The 8,438-nt window shown below is 73.8% G+C and carries 8 protein-coding genes; 2 read left to right on the top strand and 6 right to left on the bottom strand.

From position 1 onward, the window contains the following. On the top strand, positions 1-631 hold a 631-nt coding region (locus tag ACSNOH_RS31240; protein ID WP_436724815.1), incomplete at its 5' end, for a polyprenyl synthetase family protein. Positions 632-652: 21 nt separating this feature from the next. Here ACSNOH_RS31240 and ACSNOH_RS31235 read toward each other — a convergent pair. The 4 genes from ACSNOH_RS31235 to ACSNOH_RS31220 all read right to left on the bottom strand — a co-directional run bounded on the left by ACSNOH_RS31235 (position 653) and on the right by ACSNOH_RS31220 (position 5,942). After that, positions 653-2,275 (bottom strand): alpha/beta hydrolase, encoded by a 1,623-nt coding sequence (locus tag ACSNOH_RS31235; RefSeq protein WP_436724814.1) that lies wholly within the window; start codon positions 2,273-2,275, stop codon positions 653-655. 111 nt (positions 2,276-2,386) lie between these two features. Further along, positions 2,387-3,589: an alpha/beta hydrolase family protein gene (locus tag ACSNOH_RS31230; protein ID WP_436724813.1), complete on the bottom strand. Its 1,203-nt coding sequence runs from the start codon at positions 3,587-3,589 to the stop codon at positions 2,387-2,389. 163 nt (positions 3,590-3,752) lie between these two features. Continuing rightward, positions 3,753-5,060: an MFS transporter gene (locus ACSNOH_RS31225; protein WP_436724812.1), complete on the bottom strand. Its 1,308-nt coding sequence runs from the start codon at positions 5,058-5,060 to the stop codon at positions 3,753-3,755. Between the two features lie 159 nt (positions 5,061-5,219). Further along, a complete protein-coding gene (locus tag ACSNOH_RS31220) occupies positions 5,220-5,942 on the bottom strand; it encodes an SDR family oxidoreductase (RefSeq protein ID WP_436724811.1) in 723 nt (240 codons plus the stop codon). A gap of 88 nt (positions 5,943-6,030) precedes the next feature. On the opposite strand from ACSNOH_RS31220, the gene ACSNOH_RS31215 reads away from it, so the two are divergent. After that, complete coding sequence (locus tag ACSNOH_RS31215) at positions 6,031-6,348, top strand: ArsR/SmtB family transcription factor (RefSeq protein WP_436724810.1); 318 nt, start codon at positions 6,031-6,033, stop codon at positions 6,346-6,348. An 11-nt stretch (positions 6,349-6,359) separates the two neighbouring features. Here the strand turns inward: ACSNOH_RS31215 and ACSNOH_RS31210 are convergent, their stop codons facing one another. Both ACSNOH_RS31210 and ACSNOH_RS31205 read right to left on the bottom strand, forming a co-directional pair. Continuing rightward, a complete protein-coding gene (locus tag ACSNOH_RS31210; RefSeq protein WP_436724809.1) occupies positions 6,360-7,520 on the bottom strand; it encodes an alpha/beta hydrolase in 1,161 nt (386 codons plus the stop codon). A gap of 222 nt (positions 7,521-7,742) precedes the next feature. After that, on the bottom strand, positions 7,743-8,291 hold the full coding sequence (locus ACSNOH_RS31205) for a hypothetical protein (RefSeq protein WP_436724808.1): 549 nt from the start codon (positions 8,289-8,291) through the stop codon (positions 7,743-7,745). Positions 8,292-8,438 lie beyond the last annotated feature (147 nt).

The following is an 8,438-nucleotide window of genomic DNA, read 5'->3' as shown; positions in this document are numbered from 1 at the left end:
GTCCGGGGGCGGGCACGCGGGCCGCGGGGTGGCGCACCTCGCAAACTGCCTGGGCGAGCTCGTGCGCGGGCAGGCCGACGACCTGCTGTTCGAGAACCGGCCGTGGGCCGGGCCGGACGCCGTCGGCATACCCGAGTACGAGGCGATGGCCGGCCGCAAGACCGGTGCCCTGCTGGGGTGCGCGCTGTCCCTGGCCCCGGTCCTCGCGGGCGCGCCCGCGCTGCAGACCGGCGCCCTCGCGGAGGCGGGCCGGCGGCTCGGGGTGGCGTTCCAGGCCGTGGACGACCTGCTGGGGATCTGGGGCGATCCGCTCACGACGGGCAAGCCGGTGCACAGCGACCTGCTGCGGCGGAAGAAGACCCTGCCGGTGCTCGCCGCCGTCGCCCGGGGCGGGGACGCGACCGGACGCGAACTGGCCCGGCTGCTGGGCTCGGAGGCCGTGCCGGACGCGGCTGCCGCGCACCGTGCGGCGGATCTCGTGGAGGCGGCGGGCGGCCGGGAGTTCGCCCGGGAGGAGGCGCGCCGCCACGCGGAGGCCGCGCAGGCGTGCCTGCGCGGTGCGGGGCTCGCGGAGAGCGCGACGGCTGAACTCCTCGCGCTCTCCGGGCAGCTGCTGGAGCGGCGGTTGTAGGACACCGCTGCCGGCGGTGTCCTACCGGGCGGGTGCGGCCTCGCACGTGACGTCGCGTGCGGGCAGTTCCCCCGACAGGAGGTAGTTGTTGACGATGCCGTCCGCGCAGGCGTTGCCGTCGCCGTAGACGCCGTGGTCGCCGCCGGGGACGGTGACCAGGCGCGAGCCCTTGAGGGCCCGGTGGGCGCGCCGGGCGCCCTCGTAGTACGTGGCCGGGTCGTTGCGGGAGTTGAGCATCAGGACGGGCGGCAGGCCCTTGCCGGTGACCTCGACGCGCGGGCCGGGGGCCGTGGGCCATGCCGCGCACGTGGCGGAGAACGCGAGCTCCCGGGCGCCGGCCAGCGGGTACTTCGCGGTGTCCTCGGCGCTGCGCCGCACCCAGTGCTCCGGGTCGCGGTTCCAGGGCGTGTCGGCGCAGGTCACGGCGAGGAACTCGGCGAAGAAGTTCGGCGTGAGGTACGACCCGAAGACCTTGTCGGCCATCCCTCGCTCCTCGGTCGTGGCGGAGTCCCAGTGCTCCAGCGCGGCCAGGGCCGTCGCCAGGCCGGGGAAGCCCTGCTGCGAGTCGTAAACGGCCTGGATGGTGCCGCTGTCGAAGCGGTTGGGGTCGACGGTCTTCCCCTTGTTCCCGCCCCCGTCGAGGCTGATGGGCCGGTCGTGCAGGGCGCTGCGGCGGCGCTCCCAGGTGGCCTTGGCCTCGGCGGCGGTCTTCCCGTAGTGGTAGGTGGCGTCGTTCTTCGCGAGCCAGGGCAGGAAGTCCTGTTCGAAGCGGCGCTGGAAGCTCTTGGGCTGGCCCGTCTCGAACTGCTCCCAGGTGCCGTCGAAGGAGATGTTGCTGTCCAGGACGGCGCGTTCGACGCGCTGCGGGAAGAGGGAAGCGTAGTAGGCGCCGATCATGGTCGCGTAGGAGGCGCCGTAGTAGGAGATCTTCCGCTCGCCGAGCAGGGCGCGGAGGAGGTCCATGTCGCGTACGGTCTGCTCGGTGGTGATGTACGGGAGGAGGCCGCCGTGCTTCTCGCCGCAGGCTTCGGCGAGCTTGCGGGAGTTGTCCAGGACGCGCCGGACGGCTTCGGGTGAGCGGTCGCGGAAGTCCCCGGCGAAGAAGGCGTCGAGCTCTTCCTTGCTCTGGCACTGCAGGGGTGTGCTCGCGCCGACGCCGCGCTGGTCGAAGCTGACGATGTCGTGGACGGCGCCTATGGAGGGCGCCGCCTTCGCAAGGCTCGCGGGCCGCTTGAGGCCGGAGCCGCCCGGGCCTCCGGCGGCCATCATCAGCACGCCGCGCCGGTGGGCGGGGTCGCCCGCCTTCACGCGGGACACGGCGATCGTGAGGTCCTTGCCCGCGTCCGGGTCGTGCCAGTCGCGCGGGACGGTCATCTGCGCGCACTCCAGGCCGGGCGCGACCTCGGGGCAGGGCTTCCAGTCCAGCTTCTGGGAGGCGTACCGCTCGGGCACGGTCACCGCCGCGGGCGTCCGCGACGCCGTGGCAGCTTGCGGCGCTGCGGAAGCCTGCGGCGCCGCAGCCGCCCGGGGCCCTGCGGCAGCGGCCCCGGCCGGGAGCGCTGCGGCGGCGATCACCACGGCCACTGCTGCCGACAGGACGGACCCGGCGGAGACGGTGCGCCGCGGCTTGCTGGACTCGGACATCGAACCTCCTGGCGTTGTTTGACGGTTCGATGTTCCCGGGCGGCGGAGCCTTGATCGATCCCTCTGGTATCCGTTCCCGGGGTGGTGCTGGTGCCACCCCGGGCCTTGCGGCTACTTCTTCAGGAGGGTGACTTCCGGGTAGGCCGGGGACGGCCGGTCGAGGAGCGGGCTCGGGGTGCCGCGCAGGTGCCGGTCGAGGAACGCACCCACGTAGGCACGGGTGAGGGCGGTGGAACGAGGGCCGTGCAGGGTGCCGTATCCCCGCTTGACCGCATCCGGCGGTGTCCCCTCGGGCAGACCGAACCGGTCGACGAGCCAGGGCGCGTCGGTGAAGGTCATGTGCCCGCCCTTGGGGACGTCGAGCCAGCGCTTCCAGCCCGTCAGCTGCTTCCAGGTCCGGTCCCAGTTCGTCCTGGGGTCCTGCTCCGACCCGGGGTCGTTGACTTCGGCGCGCTGCGCGCCCATCAGCAGCACGGGCTTGTTCACCTTGCCGGCGAACTCCGGGGGGAAGTTGCCGTCGAGGTTGACGGCGGCGTCCACGCGCGGGTCGTCGTGGAGGGCCCGGACCGCGCTCGCGCCTCCGATGGAGTGCCCGGCCACGGCGATCCGGCGGGCGTCGACGGCGAGCGGGCCGCGGGGACCGGTCAGCTGGTCGAGCAGGAACCGGATGTCCTTGGACCGGTTCGCCACGACCGCGGGGAAATCGGGTGTCTTGCAGATCTCGCAGGCCTCGATGCGTCCACCGGGGAACTCCACCGGAGCCTCGTAGGTGTGGTCGAGCGCGGCGACGGCGTAGCCGCGGGAGGCGAGGTCCTCGCCGAGCCCGGTGAGCGACGCGCGGCTCATCCCGAAACCCGGGGAGAGGACGACCAGCGGCCGGGCCTTCGGGGCGGGCCGGGCGCCCGCGGTGGCGTTGGTGCGCACGCCGCCCAGCTGCTCCTGGCCGAGCCAGGCCTTGGACAACTGCTTCGACATGTACGGGGCGTTCCTGTCACCCTGGTGACGCGCGGGGTACCAGAGGGTGACCATAAGCTCGCGCTTGCCGGCGGCGGGCTTCCAGGGGTCGGGCCGCGAGGTGTCGGTGAGGTGCAGCGTCTTCGTGCCGACCGGCTCCTTGCCCGTGGGCGCGGGTATCCGGTCCGCCGCCCCGGCACCGGGGTGCTGCGCAGGTGCCGGGGCCGGGGCCGGGCCGGATGCCGTCGCGGCGACGGCCGGGACCTGGGCGACGGCGAGGGCTGTGAGGAGCGCGGCGCCGGCGAAGGCTCGCCGCGATGCCGTACGGGTCTTCCGTGTCTTCCGTGATGTCAACATCATGATCATTAAGCTAGGCGATCACCCCTGCGGCGGGCGTCGGCCTCAGGTCGGAGACGACCGTAAGGGACGACGGGGTCCGCGGAGGGCGCCGGACGGCGCAACCGCCCCCACTCCCGCGCATCGGCCGCAGGCCGGAGACGATCGTCACGGAACGGCAGCATCCTCAACCCGCGCCGGACCCGCATCCTTCGCGCCATTCCGGGCGCAGCCCCGCCAGGTTGGTCGTGAGGAAGAACAGCGCACCGCCCGCCAGCAGGGCGGGCACCAGCCCGGCGGAGGTGACCGCGAGCCCCGCGAGCAGGCCGCCCAGGGGGATGCCCGCCCAGGCCAGCGAGTCGCCGAGCGCCCGCACCCGGCCCAGGAGGCTCCGCGGCACCCGCTCGAAGGAGACGGCACCGATGATGGGGTTGAGGAAGCCGCCGCCGAAGCCGCTGACGGCGAAGACGGCGAGCACCGCCCACAGCGGCGCGTCGCAGGCGAGCACGACGAACCGCGGAGCGCCCGCGAGCAGGAAGCCCGCGAAGAACACGGGCCGGCGGCGCATCCGGTGGGCGAACGCGGCGGCGACGAGACTGCCGCAGACCGCGGCGATGCCCGCGGCACTGCTCGTGAGCCCGATGGCGGCCGGACCGCCTCCGGAGCGTTCGGCCCAGACGGGGACCAGGACGGCGGCGAAGCCCGCGGACAGGAGGTTGGTGATGCCGACCGTGACGATGACGGTGAGCAGCAGGGGCTCGCCACGCAGGAACGCGAAGCCTTCGGCGAAGCGGCGCCAGTAGCCCGCCGGTTCACCGGCCGGAGCGCCGTCCGCGTCGCTGTCCGGGCCGCCCGGTGAGCGGTCTCCGGGCGCTACGGCGCGCCCCATGCCGCGGGGCAGGACGAGCGCGACGATGAGCGATCCCAGGGCGAAGGAGACGGCGTTGATGACGAGGCCGGCCATGGGGCTGAGGAGCGCCACGAGCGCGCCGCCGGCCGCCGGGCCGACGGTGGAGGCGAGGCGTTCGGTGACGCCGGAGAGGCCGGTCGCCCGTTCCAGCGGGACCCCGCTGCGGTCGGCCGCCTCCGGAACCATGATCTCTTTGGCCAGGTCGCCGGGCCCGCGCACGGCACCGATCACCGCGACGAGGGTGAGCAGGAGCCAGAAGGGCAGCAGGCCGAAGGCGTGCAGCGCGGGGATCAGGGCGGCAGCGACGGCGCTGAAGGAGTCGGCCGTCCAGGAGATGACGCGCGGCCCGGCGCGGTCCAACAAGGGCCCGGTGAACATCTTGACCAGTACGTACGGGGTCATCTCGCAGAACGCGACGAGTCCGGTCTGCGCCGCGCTGCCGGTGGTGACGAGCACGAACCACGGCAGCGCGACCGCCGAGACGCGGGTGCCGGTGAGGGCGACGGCGGTTGCGGCGAGGACTCCGGCAAGGGGGCGGACGCTGCGGGCGGCTATCGGGCCCGGCGGCGGGGCGGTTCCGGTCATCCGCCGCCCCCCGGGCCGCCTTCGGTGGTGCCTGGAGAGGATGGACCTGATAGGGCGTCAGGAGGCGTGTCAGTCATGCCCCCACGCTAGATTGCCGGCCCGCCCCGGCCGTCAGGGGCCGCCGGAAGCCGAGCAGCGATCAGGAGGCCGATCAGGCGGTCACAGCGAACGGCCGGCCCCGCCGTCGATGCGGATGGACTCGCCGTTGATGTACGCGGCCGCGTCCGAGACGAGGAACGCCGCCAGCTTGCCGACCTCCGCGACCGTCGCGTACCGGCCCGCGGGGATGCGCGCGAGGAACTCGGGCTGCTCCGGCCAGCTGTCCACGTAGCCCGGCATGATGCTGTTCATCCTGATGCCCTGGGCGGCGTACCGGTCGGCGTAGAGCTTGGTGAAGCTCGTGAGCGCGGCGCGCAGGGCGGAGTTGACCGGGATCATGCCGAGCGGCTCGAAGGCGGTGTACGAGGAGAGGTTGACGAAGGCGCCGCGCCCGGCGCGCTCCATGTGCGGGGTGACGAGGCGGGCCATGCGGACGACGCTGAGCAGCAGCATGTCGAGGCCGTCGTGCCACTCCTCGTCGGTGACGTCCAGCAGTGCGCCGTTCCTGGCGTGACCGGCGCCGTTGACGACGGCGTCGATCCGGCCGTGACGCTCCAGGGCGTGGTCGACGAGGCGGGCGAGGTCGGCGGGGTCGGTGAGCGAGCCGGTCACCGCGCTGCCGCCCAGTTCGCGAGCGAGGTCGTGGACGGCCTCGTCGATATCGAGGAGGACCAGGCGGTGGCCCGCGGCGGCGAGCTCGGAGGCCATGCCGCGGCCTATGCCCGAGGCTGCGGCGGTGACGATCGCGACGGGGGCGGCGGAGGGGGAAGGGGTGACAGACATGAGGTCTTCCGGGTTGGTATGACAGTACGAGAAACATCGTACCGTCTACGCTCTCGCTCGGTACGACATACGTCGTACGATCGTCCCCATGGCCACCTACCACCCCGATCGCGACCAGCTCCTCGTCGAGGACGTCCTCGCCGCCCTGGGCAACCCCGTGCGGCTGGGGATCGTGCGCGAGCTCGACGCCTCGCCCGGCGAGCGCACGTGCGGCAGCCTTCCGCTGGAGATCACCAAGGCCACGGCCACGCACCACTGGCGCGTGCTGCGCGAGTCCGGGATCACGCGCGAGCACAAGGCGGGCCGCTCCAAGGCCGTTTCCTTGCGCCGCGAGGATCTCGACACCCGGTTCCCCGGCTTGCTCGACGCGGTGCTGCGCGCTACTCCCCCGCTGCGGGAGCAGTAGCCCCCGCAGGGTCAGCCGACGGAGGCGTAGGCGCCGAGGGCGATGTCCGCGAAGTTGCGCAGGGAGTCCGTGCCGGGCGCGAAGTAGCCGGTGTGGCCGTGGGCGCCGCGGCTGGGGACGATGCGGGCGCCGAACTCCGGGGACGTCGGGTCGGCGCCGTGACCGAGGCCGAAGAGGTCGACGTTGGGCACGTTGCCGATCCAGTCCGAGGAGTTGCGCGCGGCCGCCCAGACGCGGGCGCCGGTGTGCAGTTCCTTCACCGAGCCGGCCCGCATCCCGGGGCTGCCGAGCGCGACGAGGTCGCTCGCCTCGGTGCGGTCGACGGAGGAGGCGGCCAGGCCGCAGACGACCGATCCGTAGCTGTGGCAGAAGACGGCGGGCGGCGGCGCGGCGGGAGAGGCCGCGGCGGCCGGCAGCCCGGCGAGCAGGCGCTCCAGCCGGACCGCCCCGGCCTGTGCGAGCCGGCCGGTGGCGGCGTCCACCCCGAGGCCGACGGGCGTGGTGTAGCCGGCCCAGGCGATGACGGCCGTCGGGGTGCCGGGCGCCCTGCGCTCCATCTCGGAGCGCAGCGCGGCGGCCATCCCGGCGGGGGTGCCGTACCGGTCGTGGGTGCGGTCGAAGGTGGCGAGGTCGATGTCCGAGCCCGGCACGACGACGGCCGTATGCCGGGCCGCCGCCAGGTCGCCGAACACCTCGGCGACCTGGCCCCGCCCCCGCGGGTCGAAGGCCAGGATCTGCCGGCCGTGGGCGAGGAGCCGCTCGCAGAGGCCGGCCCGCTTCCCGGCCTCTTCGCGCACGGCGCGCGGCAGGCCGGCGTTCCCCGCCCGGGCCAGCGCCTTCTCCCGCTCGGCGGCTATCGCCCGGGCGTTGGCCTCGTACCGCAGGGGGACGGGCGCGCCGTCGAGATTGCCGACGACCAGGGGATGGCGGGCCATCAGGTCCTTGCGCTGCTCCTCGGTGAGGCCGGCGAAGAACGCGGCGACCGTGCGCGGCGTCGCCCTCGCGGGGTCCGGCAGCGGACGGTGGAGTGAGTGGTCCGCACGCCATTCCGCGGTGCCCGCGGGCGGGCCGGTGACGGCCGTCTGCTCGCTGCCAGCGGCCCAGCCCGCCGTACCCGCGACGACCGTGGTGGCCAGCGCGGCGGCGACCAGCGTGCGCTTGAAGCGGCCCATGAATGTCTCTCCCTCGCCCTGTGCGGTGACGGAGGGAAAGTTAGGAAGAGCACGTCAGGGACCACGTCACCCCTGGGAGCCAACCTTGGGGTGATACCTGAGTAGGGGGCCGCCGACAGCGGGGCGCCGGCAGCTAGGGCAGCGGGGCGCCGACAGCTAGGACGGTGGGGGGCGCCGGCGACGAGGAGTGCGGCCAGGACTCGACGAGGACTGCGGCGAGGGCTACAGCCAGCTGACCCGCGCGCTGGTGACCGGCCCGGAGCCGGGCTCGCCCGCCGGCCGGCCCAGCTCCCCGCTCCAGACGCGCTCCAGCAGGCGGCGGACCGTGTCCGTGATCTCGGGCACGACCGCGCGGAGACCGGCCGCATCCGCCTCGGTGAGCTCATCCGGGGAGACACCGGTCTCCTTCAGGAGAGCAGGGATGTCGGAGAGCTTCCCGGCCAGCCACGGCAGCGGATCGGCGGACAGCTCCTCGACGAAGACCCGGGGCCCGGGAGCCCAGCCGTCGAAGCCGGGGTGGTGGTGCGTGCGGTCGAAGCTCCCCGGGGCGCTGCTCACGTCCTCCAGCAGGTCGACCCGCCACAGGGGCCGGCCGACCGTGATGGGCCGCGCGGCGTAGATGGACCCGACCGGCTCGCCCCGCTCGAAGATCCGCAGCTCCACGCGGACCCCGCGCTCGGGGGTCTCCTGGCCGGGCATCGGGTCCGGGTCGATGAAGTAGAGGTCGCTCACCACGACGCCGACCCGCTCGAAGGCGAATGCGTACAGCACGTCTACCCCCTGGAAGTGCTCGTGGGACATGCGCGGCTGTGCCGTTGAGCTTATGGAAGCCCTGTCCGTCTGCCGAGCCTACGGAAGCCCCGTCCGCCGGCGCATCGGGCGGGATCCGGCCACGCGTTGACGCCCGATGCGCCGGAG

Source organism: Streptomyces sp. URMC 127 (assembly GCF_051386535.1).
Classification (GTDB): Bacteria; Actinomycetota; Actinomycetes; order Streptomycetales; family Streptomycetaceae; genus Streptomyces.
The sequence above is the reverse complement of the archived record's forward strand: the minus strand, read 5'-3'. Positions and strand labels throughout refer to the sequence as shown.

Excerpts from the sequence above, each read along its gene's own strand:
- ACSNOH_RS31235 (WP_436724814.1), bottom strand. The coding sequence starts at position 2,275 with ATGTCCGAGTCCAGCAAGCCGCGGCGCACCGTCTCCGCCGGGTCCGTC.
- ACSNOH_RS31230 (WP_436724813.1), bottom strand. The coding sequence starts at position 3,589 with ATGATGTTGACATCACGGAAGACACGGAAGACCCGTACGGCATCGCGG.
- ACSNOH_RS31225 (WP_436724812.1), bottom strand. The coding sequence starts at position 5,060 with ATGACCGGAACCGCCCCGCCGCCGGGCCCGATAGCCGCCCGCAGCGTC.
- ACSNOH_RS31220 (WP_436724811.1), bottom strand. The coding sequence starts at position 5,942 with ATGTCTGTCACCCCTTCCCCCTCCGCCGCCCCCGTCGCGATCGTCACC.
- ACSNOH_RS31215 (WP_436724810.1), top strand. The coding sequence starts at position 6,031 with ATGGCCACCTACCACCCCGATCGCGACCAGCTCCTCGTCGAGGACGTC.
- ACSNOH_RS31210 (WP_436724809.1), bottom strand. The coding sequence starts at position 7,520 with ATGGGCCGCTTCAAGCGCACGCTGGTCGCCGCCGCGCTGGCCACCACG.